The organism is Pseudomonas sp. NyZ201, assembly GCF_049860765.1.
Lineage (GTDB): Bacteria > Pseudomonadota > Gammaproteobacteria > Pseudomonadales > Pseudomonadaceae > Aquipseudomonas > Aquipseudomonas bharatica.
Genome location: NZ_CP187557.1, coordinates 3037668 through 3054541, shown reverse-complemented (window position 1 = coordinate 3054541; position 16874 = coordinate 3037668). Strand labels below are relative to the sequence as shown.

At 67.4% G+C, this 16874-nt stretch carries 13 protein-coding genes; 6 read left to right on the top strand and 7 right to left on the bottom strand.

Annotated features, from left to right (window positions below):
- Positions 1–5 precede the first annotated feature (5 nt).
- Genes ACPFMA_RS13615 through ACPFMA_RS13590 form a run of 6 tightly spaced genes read right to left on the bottom strand, consistent with a single transcriptional unit; the run spans position 6 to position 7103 of the window.
- The gene (locus ACPFMA_RS13615) at positions 6–854 is read right to left on the bottom strand and encodes an alpha/beta fold hydrolase (RefSeq protein ID WP_425930510.1); all 849 of its coding nucleotides are present in this window, start codon (positions 852–854) and stop codon (positions 6–8) included.
- A complete protein-coding gene (locus ACPFMA_RS13610) occupies positions 847–2058 on the bottom strand; it encodes an LLM class flavin-dependent oxidoreductase (protein ID WP_420056581.1) in 1212 nt (403 codons plus the stop codon). The genes ACPFMA_RS13615 and ACPFMA_RS13610 overlap by 8 nt, the downstream gene beginning before the upstream one ends.
- On the bottom strand, positions 2052–3671 hold the full coding sequence (locus ACPFMA_RS13605) for a dipeptide ABC transporter ATP-binding protein (RefSeq protein WP_425930509.1): 1620 nt from the start codon (positions 3669–3671) through the stop codon (positions 2052–2054). Before ACPFMA_RS13605 ends, ACPFMA_RS13610 begins: the two co-directional genes overlap by 7 nt.
- Complete coding sequence (locus ACPFMA_RS13600; RefSeq protein ID WP_420056583.1) at positions 3668–4516, bottom strand: ABC transporter permease; 849 nt, start codon at positions 4514–4516, stop codon at positions 3668–3670. The genes ACPFMA_RS13605 and ACPFMA_RS13600 overlap by 4 nt, the downstream gene beginning before the upstream one ends.
- On the bottom strand, positions 4513–5505 hold the full coding sequence (locus tag ACPFMA_RS13595) for an ABC transporter permease (RefSeq protein ID WP_420056584.1): 993 nt from the start codon (positions 5503–5505) through the stop codon (positions 4513–4515). Before ACPFMA_RS13595 ends, ACPFMA_RS13600 begins: the two co-directional genes overlap by 4 nt.
- A complete protein-coding gene (locus ACPFMA_RS13590; RefSeq protein ID WP_279899837.1) occupies positions 5502–7103 on the bottom strand; it encodes an ABC transporter substrate-binding protein in 1602 nt (533 codons plus the stop codon). The genes ACPFMA_RS13595 and ACPFMA_RS13590 overlap by 4 nt, the downstream gene beginning before the upstream one ends.
- A gap of 267 nt (positions 7104–7370) precedes the next feature.
- Between ACPFMA_RS13590 and ACPFMA_RS13585 the strand changes: the two genes are divergently transcribed.
- Positions 7371–8762, top strand: a complete 1392-nt coding sequence (locus ACPFMA_RS13585; RefSeq protein WP_425930508.1) for a tetratricopeptide repeat protein — start codon at positions 7371–7373, stop codon at positions 8760–8762.
- On the opposite strand, the gene ACPFMA_RS13580 is transcribed toward ACPFMA_RS13585, so the two are convergent.
- Positions 8728–9720: a P1 family peptidase gene (locus tag ACPFMA_RS13580; protein WP_425930507.1), complete on the bottom strand. Its 993-nt coding sequence runs from the start codon at positions 9718–9720 to the stop codon at positions 8728–8730. The two genes, ACPFMA_RS13585 and ACPFMA_RS13580, sit on opposite strands and share 35 nt — an antisense overlap.
- A 348-nt stretch (positions 9721–10068) precedes the next feature.
- On the opposite strand from ACPFMA_RS13580, the gene ACPFMA_RS13575 reads away from it, so the two are divergent.
- The 5 genes from ACPFMA_RS13575 (at position 10069) to ACPFMA_RS13555 (ending at position 16853) form a co-directional block, all read left to right on the top strand.
- The gene (locus tag ACPFMA_RS13575; protein ID WP_420056587.1) at positions 10069–12480 is read left to right on the top strand and encodes a TonB-dependent receptor plug domain-containing protein; all 2412 of its coding nucleotides are present in this window, start codon (positions 10069–10071) and stop codon (positions 12478–12480) included.
- Positions 12481–12542: 62 nt separating this feature from the next.
- The gene (locus ACPFMA_RS13570) at positions 12543–13886 is read left to right on the top strand and encodes an LLM class flavin-dependent oxidoreductase (RefSeq protein ID WP_425930506.1); all 1344 of its coding nucleotides are present in this window, start codon (positions 12543–12545) and stop codon (positions 13884–13886) included.
- Positions 13883–14824, top strand: coding sequence for a 5'/3'-nucleotidase SurE (locus ACPFMA_RS13565; RefSeq protein ID WP_420056589.1), 942 nt, complete (start codon positions 13883–13885; stop codon positions 14822–14824). The genes ACPFMA_RS13570 and ACPFMA_RS13565 overlap by 4 nt, the downstream gene beginning before the upstream one ends.
- Complete coding sequence (locus tag ACPFMA_RS13560; protein ID WP_425930505.1) at positions 14821–15825, top strand: LLM class flavin-dependent oxidoreductase; 1005 nt, start codon at positions 14821–14823, stop codon at positions 15823–15825. The genes ACPFMA_RS13565 and ACPFMA_RS13560 overlap by 4 nt, the downstream gene beginning before the upstream one ends.
- Complete coding sequence (locus ACPFMA_RS13555; protein ID WP_425930504.1) at positions 15822–16853, top strand: LLM class flavin-dependent oxidoreductase; 1032 nt, start codon at positions 15822–15824, stop codon at positions 16851–16853. The genes ACPFMA_RS13560 and ACPFMA_RS13555 overlap by 4 nt, the downstream gene beginning before the upstream one ends.
- Positions 16854–16874 lie beyond the last annotated feature (21 nt).

Sequence of the window (16874 nt, the reverse complement as noted above, 5' to 3'; positions counted from 1 at the left end):
GTCACCTAGATCACCGGCGCCGGCTCAACCGTCCCCAACCCCGCCATCAACGCCTCGAAAGCCGCCAGCACCTCCTCCGGTTTCTCCAGCATCAACTGATGCCCGCACCGCTCCAGCACCCGGAACTGTGCCCGGGGCAATTGCCGGGCCAGTTCCTCGCCGCCGCTTGCCGGAGTCAGGCCGTCGCGGTCGCCGGCCAACACCGAGATCGGTACCTCCAATCGCGCCAGCGCCCCGGCGTCCGGCCATTGCGCATGGGCAACCAGGGCCTTGAACACGTGCAACGAGTTCCCCTGGGCCAGCCTGTCTTCATAGTCCACCAGCGCCGGGTCTGCCTCGGGATGCCAGGCCGCCTCGCGGAAACCCCGGGCCAGGCGCGGCCTCAACCACTCCAGGATCCATACCGGCAGGTTCAGCAGGCCCTTGCGCTTCAACGGCCGGTGCAACTGGCTGCCCAGCAGGAGGGCGGCATCGATGCTGACCGCAGGCCCCGCCAACAGTGCGCTCAAGGCCAGCCCGGTGCCGAATGAGTGGGCAACGATGACATTGCGCGCCCCGCCAAATCGCCGCAGGACTTCCAGTTCATCCGCCACCAGCTCGTCCCAGGCGTAGGCCCGGGCAGCGCCGGGCCGGTCACTGGCGCCATGCCCCAGCAGGTCCCAGGCCACCAGGCTGTAGCCCTGCGCCCCCAGGGCCTGCCACAGTTCGCGCCATTGATCCTTGTTGCCACCGCCGCCATGCCCGAAGAACACCACGGTATCGCCGCCGGCCTGGCGGGCCACACTCAGATAGCGGCCCGGCCGGATCTCCAGGCGTTCGCCGCGCACGCGCGGCAATTGGGAAAAGTCAGCCATGGGCCGTCAATACCTCGTTTGATTGGAAGGGAACGGGGCGGGAAAGCCCCAGGTGATCACGCAGGGTCCGCCCCTGGTAACTGCGGCGGAACACTCCACGGCGCTGCAACTCGGGAACCACTCGCTCGACGAAGGCGTCCAGCCCGCCAGGCAGGTACGGCGGCATGACATTGAAGCCATCCGCTGCCCCCTCGACGTACCACTGCTCAAGGCAGTCGGCGATTCGCTGCGCATCGCCAATCACCACCAGATGCCCGCGCGCGGCTGCCATGCGCAGGTACAACTGGCGAATGCTCAGGCCTTCGCGGCGGGCCACGGCGATCAGCAGGTCGCGCCGGCTGACCCCGGAATTGGTCCCCGGCAGTTCCGGCAGCGGACCGTCGAGCGCATACCCGGACAGATCGGTACCGCCCGCGATATCCGCCAGCAACGACAACCCCACCTCGGGCTGCACCAGCGCCTGCAGTTGCTCGAACTGGGCCTCGGCCTCGACGTTGCTGTCGGCCACGATGGGCAACACACCCGGCATGATCTTCAGTTGATCCGGGTGACGCCCGTAGCGCGGCAACAGGCTTTTCAGCTCGCGATAGAACGCCTTGGCCCCGGCCAGCTCGGGCTGGGCGGTGAAGACCATTTCCGCATGGGCCGCCGCCAGCTCGCAGCCGGCCTTCGAGGCGCCAGCCAGGACCTGCACCGGCGCCACGCCGCTGGCCGCCCAGCGCGCCCTGACCCGCTCCAGGAAATCCCGCGCCAGTACATAGCGCCGGGCATGTTCGAAATGGGTTTCCCGGCCGAAATTGAAGGCCTCCCCGGCATTGCTCGAGGTCACCAGGTTCCAGCCCGTGCGTCCGCCACTCAGGCGCTCCAGCGAGGTGAAGGCGCGGGCCACGCTGTCGACACTGTTGTAGGACGTGGTCGCGGTGGCCACCAGGCCGATCCGCTCGGTGACCGCTGCCAGCCCGGCCAGCAAGGTCAGCGGTTCGAAATGCTCGGTGCGCGACATCCGGCCCAGGGCCTCGAGCCTGCCGGGCAGCATGGCCAGGGTGTCGGACAGGAAGATCGCATCGAAACAACCGCGCTCGGCGGTCTGCGCCAGTTGCCGGTAATGCTGGAAATCCAGGCCGCCATCGGCCTGGGCATCGGGATGACGCCAGCCGGCCACATGATGACCGGTGGCCATGAGGAAGGCATTGAGGCTCAGCATGCTGCCACCTCCGCCAGCGACGCCGGGCTGCGCTTGAAGCCGCCAAGCAGGCTGCGGGTGTAGGGATGCTGCGGCTGCTCCAGCACCTGCGCCGTCTCGCCGGCCTCCACCACCTGGCCGCCTTTCATCACGGCGATGCGGTCACACAACCGCGCGGCCACCCGCAGGTCGTGGGTGATGAACACGATGCTCAGCTTCAGACGCCGCTGCAGCGACTCCAGCAATTCCAGGATCTGCACCTGGATCAACGCGTCCAGGGCCGAAACGCATTCATCGGCGATCAGGATCCTTGGCTGCACCGCCAGGGCCCGGGCAATACCGATGCGCTGGCGCTGGCCTCCGGAAAATTCATGGGGGAAACGCTGCAGGGCCGTGGCCGGCAAGCCCACCAGTTCCAGCACCTCCCGCGCCCGCCGTGCTGCCTCCTCGCGCTCGATGCCCTGGGCCAGCGGCCCGGTCATAAGCTGGGTCTCGATGCGCTGGCGTGGATTCAACGAGGCGAACGGATCCTGGAAGATCATCTGCACCGCGCCGCGCAAACCGCGCAGGCGAGACTCGGACAAACCGGCCACCTCGCGCCCCTGCCAGCGGATGCTGCCGCTATCCACCGCAAGCAAGCGCACCAGGGCCTGGCCCAGGGTGGACTTGCCCGACCCCGACTCACCGACGATCCCCAGGGTCTCGCCTTCGGCCAGGCGCAGGTCGACCTGGTCCAGCGCCCGCGTACTGCGCCGTCCCCACCAGCCGCTGCGGCGGCTATAGCTTTTGGCCAACTGGCGCGCCTCCAGTACCGCCTCGCGCCCGTCCAGCGTCGGGCGCGGATGCAGGGCGCTGGCGCTGGCCGCCGCAAGCAATTGCCGGGTGTAATCCTGCTGCGGCTGCTGCAATACCTGCTGCGCCGTGCCCTGCTCCACCAGATGCCCCTTTTCCAGGACCAGCACACGGTCGGCAATGGCCTCGACCACCGCGAAATCATGGGTGATGAACAGCATGGCCATGCCCTTTTCCCGCTGGATCCGCCGCAGCAGCGCGAGGATTTGCGCCTGGGTGGTGACATCCAGCGCCGAGGTCGGCTCGTCGGCGATCAACAGCAGCGGATCGAAGGCCAGGGCCATGGCGATCACCACCCGCTGGCGCTGGCCGCCGGACAGTTCGAACGGCAGTGCATGCTGCAGGCGCCCCGGATCGGGCAGGCCGACATAGCCGAGCAGATCGAGAATCCGCTGGCGCCGTTGGCCCCTGTCCCTGACACCATGGGCCTGCAGCGTTTCCTCGATCTGCCGGCCGACGCTGAGCAGCGGATTGAGCGCACTCATCGGTTCCTGGAAAACCATGCTGACCGTTTGGCCGCGCAACTGGCGCATGGCCTCTTCACCCAGCCCGGCCAGGTCTTCTCCACGAAAGCGGATATGCCCGGCCTCGACCTGCGGGCCAGCCGGCAGCAGGCGCAGCAGGGCCTTGGCCAGCATGGACTTGCCCGAACCGGACTCGCCCACAACGCACAGGCATTGCCCGGCCTCGAGGGTCAGGGACAGGTCATGCAGCGCATGGCTGCGGTCGGCACCGGCCGGCAAGGCGATGCGCAGGTGTTCGATGTTCAATAACGCGCTCATAGGGAATCTCCTGGCCGGCGAGCCGCATCGAAGGCGACCCGCAGGCCTTCGCCGACGCGGTTGACCGCCAGCACGCAAAACAGGATCGCCAGGCCCGGCAGCAGGCTCATCCACCACGCCTCGCGCAGCAGGCCGCGGGACGCATTGATCATGTAGCCCCAGCTCATCGCCTCCGGATCGCCGAGGCCGAGGAAGGCAAGCGCCGCCTCGGTGAGGATCGCCGTGGCCATGACAAAGGTCAGGGTCACCAGCAACGGAGCCAGGGCATTGGGCAGGATCTGCCGGAAGACGATGGCCAGCGGCGATTGCCCAAGCACCCGGGCGGCCTGGACGAACTCGCGCTGGCGCAGGCTGAGGAACTCGGCGCGCACCAGGCGCGCCACCGCCGGCCAGGCCACCAGGGCAATGGCGAGGACAATGGAGTACAGCGACGGCTCGAGGATCGCCACCAGGATCACCGCCAGCACCAGTTGCGGAATGATCTGGAAGAACTCGGCAATGCGCATCAGCAGCCCGTCCAGCCAACCGCCGAAATAACCGGCGACGGCACCGATCAGCAGGCCGGCAAGCAGGGTCGCCAGGCTGGCGAGCAGCGCCACCGCCAGGGATACCCGGGCGCCATACAACAGGCCGGCGCCGAGGTCGCGGCCGAGCAGGTCGGTGCCCAGCCAGTGGTTGCCATCCTGCAAGGGCCCAAGCAGCGGTTGCGCGGCCATTTCCCAGGGGTCGCCCTGGCTGAGCCACGGCGCCGCCAGGGCCAGCAGCCCCAGGAGCAACAACCAGGTCAGCCCGAGCAACGCCGAGCGCTGGGCGAGAAAACGTCGCCATGGAGACGCAACATTCATGTGCCCTGCCCTCCAGCACCGATTCGCGGGTCCAGCCAGCGGCACAGCAGATCGGTGAGCAGGTTGAAGCCCACCACCAGCAGCGAGATCAGCAGGAAGCCGCCCATCAGCACCCCGTAGTCACGTTGCGCCAGGGCGTCGTACATCAGCCGGCCGATACCCGGCCAGGAATACACCACCTCCACCAGCAAGGCACCGCTGGCCAACTGGCCCAGTTGCAGCCCGGCGAAGGTCACCACCGGCAGCAAGGCATTGCGCAGCACATGGCCGAACAGGATGCGCCGCGCACGCAGGCCCTTGGCCCGGGCGGTATGGACATACTCCTGCTGCAGGGCTTCGAGGGTCGCGGCGCGGGTCAGGTGGATATACAAGGCCAGGAACAGGAAGCTCAGGGACAGGCACGGCAGCAGCAGGTGCTTCAGGCGGTCGCCCAGCCAGGCCGCGCCGTGCAGGTCGCGGGCGACGCTTTCCATGCCAAAGGCCGGCAGCCAGTCAAGGTGCACCGAGAACAGCAGGATCAGCAGCATCGCCAGCCAGAAGGTCGGCACGGCGTAGAGCAGCAGCGCACCCTGGGAAATCACCCCGTCCAGCCAGTGCCGGCGCTGCCGCGCACGGGCGGCGATCACCCCGAGCGTGACGCCCAGCAGTGACGAGAGCACGAAGGCCGAGCCCATCAGGCTCAGGGTCGCCGGCAGGCGCTCGGCCAGCAGCGACCACACGCTGGTCTGGTTGCGGTAGGAGTAGCCCAGGTCCAGGTGCGCCACCTGGCCGAGGTAGAGCAGCAACTGCTGGAGCAGCGGCTGGTCAAGGCCCATCTGCTGGCGCAGGTTGGCGATAAAGGCCGGATCGTCGACCCCGGCCTCACCGGCCATCAGCAGCGCCGGATCACCCGGTGCCAGGCGGATCAACAGGAAGCTCAGGACCAGCACGCCAAACACCATCAGGCCGGCACGCCCCAGGCGCGTAACGAGGGACACCAGGCCATTCATGGCGTCGGTGCGTCGAGGTAGACGCTCTCGTAGTCTTCGTTAAGGCTGGTGGCGGTGCGCAACAGGTTGTGCACCTGCTTGTGGTACAGGGTCGGATAGCGCATCTCGAAGATCGGTGCGATCGGCAGGTCCTGGTTCAGCAGGTTTTCCAGTTCGCTGTAGAGTTTCTGCCGCTGCGGACCTTCGGCGGTGTCGACGACCTGGTTCCACAGGCGATCGGCCTCGGGATTGTTGTAGCCGCTGACATTGGCGAAGGGCGACGTCTTGAGGATGTAGTCGGAGCGGTACAGGTAGGCGTTGGTCAGGTACGGATCGCCGATCTGGAAGATGAAGTTGTAGGTCAGGTCGAAGTCCCAGTCGCTGACCCGCTGGAACCAGGTGGCGGCGTCCGAGGTAACCACCTGGACCTTGAAGCCCAATGGCTGCAAGGCCTGCTTGGTGTATTCGGCCAGGCGCTCCCAGGCGCCGCCCTTCTCGCCGTTGAGCAGGCGGATGCGCACTGCGCCGACGTCCACCCCGGACTCGGCGATCAGCGCCTTGGCCTTCTTCAGGTCGTAGGCGTACTGCGGCAGTTGCGGGTCGTGATACGGCGTGCTGGACACGAACGGCCCCTGGGACACCCGTCCGGCACCGAAGAAAATGTTGTCGACGATGAACTGGCGGTTCAGCGCCGTGAGGATGGCCTGGCGCACCTTCGGGTTATCCAGGGGTGGCTTGCGCGTATTGATCTGCAGGAAGGCCAGCCCGGCATACAGTTCGTAGCCCTGCTCCGAGGCCACCACGTCAGGCAACGCGCCGAGGCGCTTGAGATCGGAGTAGTCGGCATCGCCGGCGCGCAGCACCTGCACGTCGTTGCGCTCGAAGGCGGCGGAGCGGGACGAACCGTCGGGAATCACATGGAAGACCACCCCGTCCAGGTGCGGCAGGCCCTGTTTCCAGTAGTGCGGGTTCTTCGCCAGCTTGATGTAGGCGCCGCGTTTCCACTCCTGGAAGACGAAGGGCCCGGTGCCGACCGGCTTGAGGTTGTAGGGGTTGGCGCGCAGATCACTGCCCTCGTACAGGTGCTTCGGCACGATCGGCCGCAGCCCGCTGCCCAGGGACGAGAGCAGCGGCGCGAAGGGTTTCTTCAGGTGGAAGCTGACCTGCAGCGGCTTGCTCGAATCGATGGCGGCGACGAACTGTTCGAAGATCGAGCCGAAGCGCTTGTCCACCTCCGGATAGAAGGTGTTGAAGCTGAACAGCACGTCCTGCTCGGTGAATGGCTTGCCGTCGTGCCAGGTCACGCCTGGTTGCAGGTCGAACGTGTAGGTCAGGCCGTCAGGAGACACGCTCCAGCTTTTCGCCAGGACCGGTTGCGGCTTGAGGTCGGTATCGAAGGTCAGCAGCCCTTGCAGGACCTTGCCGCTGACGTACTGGGTGGATACATGGGTGACCACCCCGTGCATCAGGGAGGGCGGCTCGGGCTGGGCGATCAGGTTGAGGATGCCGCCGTCCTGCGGCGCGGCCTGGACAGTGCTGCCGAACATTGCGACGCAGGTGAGCACGGCGAGTCCCAGCCTTTTCAGAGCGTGACGCGGGGGGTGTTGGGGCGCAGGCATGGTGACTCCTTGGCAAATGGTCTGCCGGGGATTTTGCAAGCGCTATGCCATGGCCCTGGCGCACCGTGGATACGGGGGCCAAGCACAGGAACAAAGGCCCTGGCTGGTGAAAAAGCCGCAGAGCGCTGACGGGAATGTGGAAAAAGCAGCAGCGCGATCGAGGCCATGGCCCGGTTTCAGGGGCCGCACGACGCTGGCACAGGGTTTGCCCTGCATTGGTCAACGCCACGCCCCTGTGCTCATTCGACCTTCTAGCGGACTGCTCCCATGCCCCACGACTACCTAGGCAACCCCCTCGACACCGACGACCAGCATGCTCGCCAGGGACTGGACGACTTCATCGGCGGTTTCATCGGCTACCACCCTCGCGCCGAAGCCATCCTGCCCACTGCCGATCGCCATCCGCAATCGGCACTGAGCAACGCCCTGGCCGGGATCCTGCTGATGTTCAGCGAATCTCCCGAAGGCCCGCTGCTGGCCGGGAAATACCGGCAGCGCGCCGCTGCGGTCGCCACGCCCCACCCCCGGGCCGCGCTCTACCTGGCTTTGCTGGACGCCTGGATCGACGATGACCTGGACCGGGTCCTGGGCCTGGGCGAGCAGCTTCTCGACACCTATCCCCGCGACCTGTTCGCCGCCAAGCTGACCCAGTACATCGAATTCAACCGCGGCAACTGGCCGGCCTTGCTGCGCATCGCCCTCAAGGCCGTCGCCGCGGCCCCGGAGATCGCCCACAGCCACGCCATGCTGGCCTTCGCCTACGAACAATGCCACCTGCTGGAAGAGGCCGAAGCCAGCGCGCGCCAGGCCCTGGCGATCCAGGCCGACGAGCCCTGGGCCCAGCACGCCCTGGCCCACGTGATGCTCACCGCAGGCCGGATCGAGGAAGGCATCGCCTTCCTGCAGGAGGTCAGCGGGCACTGGGAAGGCCTGAACTCCTTCATGTACACCCACAACTGGTGGCACCTGGCGCTGTTCCACCTGGCCCGCGGCGACGAGGCGCGGGTGCTGGAGATCTACGACCGGCACGTGTGGGGAATCCTGCCGGAGTATTCCCAGGACCAGGTCGGCGCGGTCTCGCTGCTGGCCCGCCTGGAGATCGCCGGAATCGACGTCGGAGCGCGCTGGCAGGCGCTGGCGCCCTATCTGCAACTGCGCCGGGGCGACACCGTGCAGCCGTTCCTCAGCCTGCAATACCTGTACGGCCTGGCGCGTGCCGACAAGCTTGAAGCGGACCTGCTGTTCGCCGCCCTGGTCGAACGCAGCCGCCAGGCCCCGGACTTCAGTCGCGCCGTCTGGGCCGAGGTCACCCTGCCACTGGCCGAAGGCCTGCTGGCCCATGCCCGCGGCGATCACGCGCGCGCTGCACGCCTGCTTGCCGGCAGCCTGCCGCGCCTGAACGAGATCGGCGGCAGCCACGCCCAGCGCGACCTGTTCGCCCAGATCGAACTGGATGCGCGGCTACGCAGCGGGGATTGGGCGGTCGCCCAGCAGTTGCTGGAACTGCGCCGTCGCTATGATGGCCTGGACGTGCCGAGCAACCGCCATCTGCAACGGGTGTATGCCGAGCTGGGCCTGCCGGTGCTGGCACAGCAGGCCCGCCAGCGGGTCGAACAGGTGCTGCTCAACCGCGCGCAGCGTGCACACCCCGGGCAATAGCACGGGCCACGCAATCGGCGGCAGCGGAACCGATGCTGCCGATGCTGACCTGGCGCCGGGCGCCACTACCCAGTTCCACGGCCCCGGTGGCCAAGGCGAACACCGTATCGCCATCGAAGGGCAGATGCGCCGGCCGCACCGCCCGGGCAATGCCGTCCTGGGCCATGATCGCCACGCGCTTGCACTCGGCGGTGCTCAATTGTGCGGTGCTCGCAACCACTACCAGGGTGGTATTGGCCCCGGCCTGCAAGCGCCCCATCGAATCCAGGCGCGACAGCTCGGGGATCGGGTCGCTGCAATCCTGGTCGCCGGCCGGCCGCACCCCACCGAATTCCCCGGCAATCTCCCAAGGCCAGGCCCAGAACGTGCGGCCATCGGGCATGTACACCGAGCCGATGGGGTTGGCCACCACCAGCGCGGCGACCAGCAGGCCGTCGCCAAGGTCCAGCGAGGCCGTGCCCAGCCCACCCTTGAGCACCCCGGCCATGGCCCCGCGCCCGGCACCGACCGCGCCCTGGGCGATTTCCGTGCCGGCATTGGCCAGGGCCTCGAAGCCCAAGCGCCGGTACGGCGGCTCCAGGCCCCATTGCTTGTCGCCACCGTTGGCCAGGTCATGCAGTACGGCCGAGGGCACGATGGGGATCGCCGGGGCGCCGGCCTTCAGATGCAAGCCGACGCCCTCGGCGGACAAGGCCGCCGCCACCGCATCGGCAGCGCCCAGGCCGAATACCGAACCACCGGCAAAGACCAGTGCATGCAACTGGCCGACCATGTTCTCCGGCTCCAGCGCCGCCGACTCGCGCCCACCGGGCCCGCCGCCGCGGATATCGATGCTGGCGGTGCAAACGCGGGCGGCGCGGATCACCGTGACGCCAGTATCGACCCGAGGATCGGTGGCATGGCCGACAGTCAGGCCGGGAATATCGGTAAGGGCGTTGCGGGGACCGGGAAGCGGCATACGGGTAATCCTGATAGGTCGTGGTACGGGGTGGTCAGCAAGTGATGTGCCAGGCCGATGATTGATGTTGGTTTTCAGGGCTTTATCGCTGGCAAGCCAGCTCCCACAGGGTCCGCAGCGGTGACTTGCCAGCGATTGGAGCGGCAGGGCCACCGCCGTCCCGACTGTAGAAAAACCAGCAGCCTGCTCCCGGCATCGCTGAAAAAACACCAGCCAACGGCACCACCAAGCTCCAACCCGCTGTTTTAAAAGACTTTTCACGCCTGGCACAGGCCTTGCTCTGCCCCCTCCACCAGAGCTTGCCCCAACAAGCCGACCTTCTACCGACCTTTCCGGAGTAAGCCCCTTATGCGTTCCTCGATCCGCACGGCCTTGCGGCCCCCTCGCAAAGCCTTCGCCTACAGCCTGCTGTTCCTCGCCCTGGCCGAAGCGCTACCGGTGCTGGCCGCCGACAACCCGCTGGACACCGTGGTGGTCATCGGCAACCGCGGCCAGGCCAGGACCCTGGCGGAAAGCCCGGCGCCAGTGGATGTGATCTCGTCGAAACAACTGCTCGCCACCGGCCAGGGCGACCTGACCCGGGCCCTGAGTCGCGTGCTGCCCTCCCTCAACCAGCCGGCCTCGTCCGGCTTCGGCTCGACCTCGGTGGTTCGCCCCATCAGCCTGCGCGGCCTCAACGGCGACCAGGTGCTGGTGCTGGTCAATGGCAAGCGTCGGCACAACAGCGCCCTGCTCAACAACGGCACCTACCTCAACTCCGGCTCGCAGCCGGTAGACCTCGACATGATCCCCACCGCCCTAGTGGACCATGTCGAAGTCCTGCGCGACGGCGCCTCGGCCCAGTACGGCTCCGACGCCATCGGTGGCGTGGTGAACATCGTGCTCAAGCAGACCGACCACGGCGGCAGTGTCTCCACCACCTACGGGCAGAACTACGAAAACGGTGACGGCGAGACCAACCGCCAAACCGGCAACGTCGGCCTGGCCCTGCCCAACGACGGGTTCATCAACCTGGCCCTGGACGTCAAGCAGCAGAAGGTGTCCGACCGCTCCGACAAGGCGCCGTACACCGACAGCGCCGGCAACACCAGCCTGCAGCACACCTACTACGGTACCGGCCTTCCGGAAGCACGCAACTTCAGCCTCGGCTACAACGCCGAACTGCCGGTCAACGACAGCCTGAGCCTGTATTCCTTCTCCACCTACACCCGGCGCAACTCCGAAAAACCCCTGGCCTTCCACCAGCCGGCCAGCTTCGACGGCATCGCCACGCCCTTCCCGGAAGGCGTGGAAGACACCCTGCGCTTTATCGAAAACGACTTCCAGGTGGCCTTCGGTGGCAAGGGTACGGCGCTGGGCTGGGACTACGACCTGTCTACCACCTACGGCCAGGATCACGCCGAGGCGACCCTGCGCCACACCTACAACCTCAGCTATGGCGCCAGCTCGCCGACCTCGGTGGACACCGGGGTGAAAACCTTCAGCCAGTGGACCAACAACCTCGACCTGACCCGCGCCTTCGACCTTGGCCTGGCCAGGCCTACCCAGGTTTCCTGGGGCCTGGAGCAGCGCTACGAGAACTACAAGATCGGCAAGGGCGATTATGCCTCCTATGCCAGCGGCCCCTTCACTACCGGGGCCAGTGGCAACCCGATCGCCCCGGGGACCATTTCCGGCGCCGGCACCACCCCGGCCGATGCCGCGGAAAAAGGCCGCACCAGCCTCGGCGCCTACGCGGAAATCGGCCAGGACCTCACCGAGAAGTGGCATGTGGACCTGGCCGGGCGCTACGAGGACTACAACGATGGCTCCGGTACCACCAGCAACGGCAAGTTCTCGACCCGCTACCAGCTGACCCCGATCCTCGCCGCGCGCGGGACCTTCAGCACCGGATTCCGCGCGCCGTCACTGGCCCAGCAGATCTATAGCTCGACGTCCCAGAGCAACGTCAACGGCAACCTGATCGACTACCGCAACGTCGCGGTGGATTCAGCCGTGGCCAAGGCCCTTGGCGCCACCACGCTGAAGCCGGAGAAATCCACTAACGTCAGCCTCGGCCTGACCCTGCAACCGAGCGACAACACCTCGATCACCCTCGACGCGTACCAGATCAAGATCAAGGACCGCATCGCCCAGACCGGCTACCTCGGCGGCACCCCGCAGATCGATGCGATCCTCGCTGCCGCTGGCCTGGCCACCAACCAGTCGGTGACCTACTTCACCAACGCCCTGGACACCACCACCCGTGGCATCGACCTGGTCGGCGACTATCGCCAGGACCTCGGCGCCTGGGGCGGCGTGCGCTACAACCTGGGCTTCAACTGGAACACCACCGAGATCGACGATATCCACGCCTCCTCCGTGGCCCGGCAAGCCCTCGGCCCGACCGGCGGCTACGACCGCCAGCGCCAGGGCAACCTCAAGCACGGCCTGCCGGAATCCAAGCTGCTGCTCGGCGCTACCTGGTCCTTCCAGCAACTTGAGCTGAGCCTGAACCTGACCCGCTACGGCGAGTACACCCAGTACGGCACCCTGGAGACCTACGACCGCACCTTCTCCCCGGCCTGGATCACCGACCTCAACCTTGACTACCACCTGACCAAGGACCTGACCCTCACCGCCGGGGCCAACAACCTGTTCAACAAGTACCCGGAGCGCACCCACCTGGCGAGCAGCTCGGGCGGCTTTCCTTATGGCAACTTCTCGCCCTACGGCACCACCGGCGGCTACTGGTACACCGGCCTTAGCTACAACTTCTGACCCGCGGCCCTGCCAGCCGCGTGGCTGGCAGGACTTTCGCCTGACCTACGGGAGCCCTATCCATGACCCGTCGCACCGATCAACTCAAGCTGGGGGCGTTTCTCGCCAACAGCGGTCACCATGTCGCCGCCTGGCGCCACCCCCTGGCCCAGGCCGATGCCAGCCTGGACTTCGAGCACTTCAAGGCCATAGCCCGCAGTGCCGAGCGCGGTCGCTTCGACGCGCTGTTCGTCGCCGATGTGGTCGCCCTCTGGGGCCATCACCTCGACGCCCTGAGCCGTACCGCCCGCGGCGAGCATTTCGAGCCGCTGACCCTGATGGCTGCGCTGGCGGCAGTCACCCAGCACATCGGCCTGATCGCCACCGCCACCACCAGCTATAACGAGCCGTACCATATCGCCCGCAAGTTCGCTTCCCTCGATCACCTGTCCAAGGGCCGTGCGGCATGGAACCTGGTGACCTCGGTGGTTTCCGACGAAGCCTGGAACTTCGGTCGCGAAAGCCATATCGAGCACGCCGACCGCTACCAGCGCGCCGAGGAGTTCCACGATGTGGTCAAGGGCCTGTGGGACAGCTGGGACGACGATGCCTTCCCGCGGGACAAGGCCAGCGGCCAGTACTTCGACCCGGACAAGCTGCATACCCTGAACCACCGCGGCAAGCACTTCGCCGTGCGCGGCCCGCTGAACGTGGCCCGACCGCCCCAAGGCCATCCGGTGCTGGTCCAGGCCGGTGCCTCGGAGCCGGGCAAGGCCCTGGCGGCACGGGTCGCCGAAGTGATCTTCGCCTCGCACCACGAACTGCCGGCGGCACAGGCCTTCTACCAGGACATCAAGCAGCGCGCCGCCGCCCTCGGTCGCGACCCGGACCATATCAAGATCCTCCCCGGCGTTACCCCCTTCATCGGCGAGACCCGCGAGCAGGCCCAGGCCCTGTTCGACGAATTCCAGGCGCTGATCGACCCGGTATTGGGCCTGCGTCTGCTGGCCGACACCCTGGGCGAAGATATCGACCTGTCCGGCCACGACCTCGACGGCCCATTGCCGGACACCCCGGTGGGACAGCGTGGCAGCCGTCGCGACCAGGTGCTGGAAGTGGCCCGACGCGACAACCTGAGCATCCGCCAACTGTACCTGCGCCTGGCCGGGGGCAATCCGGTGATCGGCACGCCGGAGGATATCGCCGACACCTTCGAGGCCTGGTTCCAGGGACGTGCCTGCGACGGGTTCAATGTGTTCTTCCCGTATTTCCCCGGTTCCATCGACACCTTCGTCGACCGGGTGATCCCCCTGCTGCAGGCGCGTGGGCTGTTCCGCCACGAGTACGAGGGCCGCACCCTGCGCGAGAACCTCGGCCTGCCGCGTCCGGCCAACCGCTTCAGCGCCAGGCAGGAGGCCCGCGCATGAAGACATTGCCCGGCCTGCTCCTGACCCTGGGCTGCCTGGCCGCAAGCCCGGCGTTCGCCCTGAATATCCTGCTGAGCAATGACGACGGCTACCAGCACCCGAACATCCGCGCGCTCTACACCACCCTCAAGGCAGCCGGGCACGAGGTAAGGATCGCCGCGCCACAAAGCGAACAGAGTGCGCGGGGCGGCGCCTTCCTCTACGGCCGCGAAGTCCGGGTGGGACGCGACAGCGACCCGGCCTACCCCGACAGCTACTACATCAGCACCCATGAAAGCGGCGTGTGCAGCAGCCCGGCCTGCGCCGGCCAGGCGGTGCAGATCGAGATCAGCGGTACGCCAGTCATGGCGCTATTGATGGGCCTGAAGAAGATCCAGCCGAACCCGGACCTGGTGATCGTCGGGCCCAACCCCGGCAACAACGTCGGCGCCATCAACAGCGCGTCGGGCACCTTCAATGCCGCCAGCTTCGCCGTGCGCGCCGGCTATCCGACCCTGGCGGTGAGTACCGACCTCAAGGACAAGGACCCGCAACGCATCGCCCGCCAGGTGCTGACGCTGGTGGAAGCCCTCGACCGGCATCGCCAGCCCGATGGCAGGCTGTTGCCGGCCGGCCTCGGCCTGAACATCAACTTCCCCGCCGACAACACTGCGCTCAAGGGCGTGCGCCTGACCCGCATCGGCAGCTACGTCGGCTTCGACACCCTGTACACCGACGACCTCGGTCCGCTGTTCCCGGCCCAGGCGGGCAAGCCGGGCATCAGCTTCCAGCGCAGCGCCCCGGCGACCCCGGCGCAGCAGGACGACGAAGCAGTGTGGCTGGCCAGGGGTTACCTGACCATCAGCCCGTTCAACGGCCAGTTGCAATCCAGCGACCAGGCCGGCGCCGCCCGTGCCCTGGCCGCCCTGCCCCTGATCAGCGAGGACACACGACCATGAGTGGCGGATTCTCCCTCGGTTTTCTAAGCCGGGTGTACCGGACCGAGTACAACCCCCGGGTCTACCGGGAAACCCTGGAACTGTTCGAAGCAGCCGAGGCACTGGGCTTCGACAGCGGCTGGGTGGCCCAGCACCACTTCGCCAGCGAGCAGGGCCGCCTGCCTTCGCCGCTGGTATTGCTCTCGGCGATTGCCCAGCGTACCCGGCGCATCGGCTTGGGCACCGGGATCATCGTCCTGCCCCAGGAGCCGGCCCTGCGTCTGGCGGAAGACGCCGCGGTGCTCGACCTGCTGAGCAACGGGCGCCTGGAACTGGGGCTGGGAGCGGGTTTCGACCCGGACACCTTCAGCGCCTTCGGCCTTGCCCACGAACAGCGCCATCGGGACTACGAGAACAACCTGCAACGCCTGCAGACCGCCCTTGGCAACGGCCCCCTGAATCATGACGGGCTGCGTCTGCAACCACAGGCTCCGGGCCTGGGCGGGCGCCTCTGGGAAGCCACCTCGCGGGTGGAACTGGTGGCGGCCCGCGGCAACGGCCTGATCATGGCGCCCAACCCGCACCTGCCAGCCCAGGCCGGCGTCGAACTGGTCCAGCGCTACCGCGACGCCTGGACCGGCGACAACGGCACCCCGGCGCGTATCGCCCGGGTCCAGGGCGTGTTTCCGCTGGCCCACACCCCGGGCTTGCGCGAAGACATCCAGCGCTACCTCGCACGGCAGAAAAGCATCGGTGTCTACCAGGGGCCGGTGGACGGCGACTTCGAGGACATCCTGCAACGCCTCGGCGTGCTTCACGGCGCGCCCGCAGCGATCGTCGAGGGCCTGGGCAGCGGACCGCAGCTGGGCCGCCACGATCACCTGATCGTCCAGGTGCAGAGCGCCAGCACGCCGCTGGGCGACGCCATCCGCGCACTGCAGATCATCGCCGAAGAGGTGGCTCCGGCCCTGGGCTGGCGCCCCGCCGTGACCAGAACCGCCAAGGAGTTTTCCCTGTCATGAGCACTGCCCCTTTCCGCCCGCCGTTCAAGCTGGGCTTTCTCACCCATGCCTTCGGCGAAAATGCGCAACAGACCTACCGTGACCTGCTGGAGCAGTTCGAAGTCGCCGAAACCCTGGGCTTCGATGGTGGCTGGATTGCCCAGCACCACCTGAGCAGCGGCTTCGGCCGCCTGCCCTCGCCGCTGCTGGCCCTGGCCGCCGTGGCCGAGCGCACCCGGCATATCGAGCTGGGTACGGCGGTGACCGTGCTGCCCTTCGAGGACCCGGTACGCCTGGCCGAGGATGCCAGCGTGCTCGACCAGCTCAGCGGCGGCCGGGTGCAACTGGGCCTGGGCAGCGGCGGCGCCAACCTTGACGGTTTTTCAGCGTTCGCACGGGACGCCGGGCAACGCCAGCAACGCTTCATCGAGGACCAGCAACGCCTGCAGGGGCTGCTCAACGGTGACGCGCTGTTCCCCGGCAGCGCTCTGACCCTGCAACCGCCCGCCCCCGGCCTGGCCCGTCGGCTCTGGCATTCCCACGGCAGCCTGGACGGCGCGCGCTATACCGCCAGCCAGGGCAACGGATTTCTCCTCGGCACCGCGACCCATGATCCACTGACGGTGCAGAAGCCCCTGGCCGAGGCCTATCTCGAGGCCTGGGACCACCCGACGGAGCTCCCGCGGATCGGCGTGGTTCGCGCGGTCTTCCCCGCCGCCGACCGCGCCAGCGCCCAGTCCGAGCTGGCGGTGGATATCGAGCGCCATGTACCGCGGCTGCAGCGGGAGGGCCTGATCGAACAGGCTATCGACCTGGAAGAACACCTGCGCCTGCTCAATGTTCATCACGGCCATCCCGACGAGGTGATCCGTGGCCTGCGCGAGGATCCCTCGGTGCTACCCTACGCAGACTATCTGATCGTGGTGGTCCAGGCCGAGAGCTCCAGCCAGGAGCAGGTCCTGCGCCGCCTGCGCATCGTCGCCGAGACCATCGCCCCGGCCCTCGGCTGGCAGCCGCGGCCTGTCCAGCCGGGGGCGGCGGTGAGATGATGGCACTTCCCCTGTTCTCTC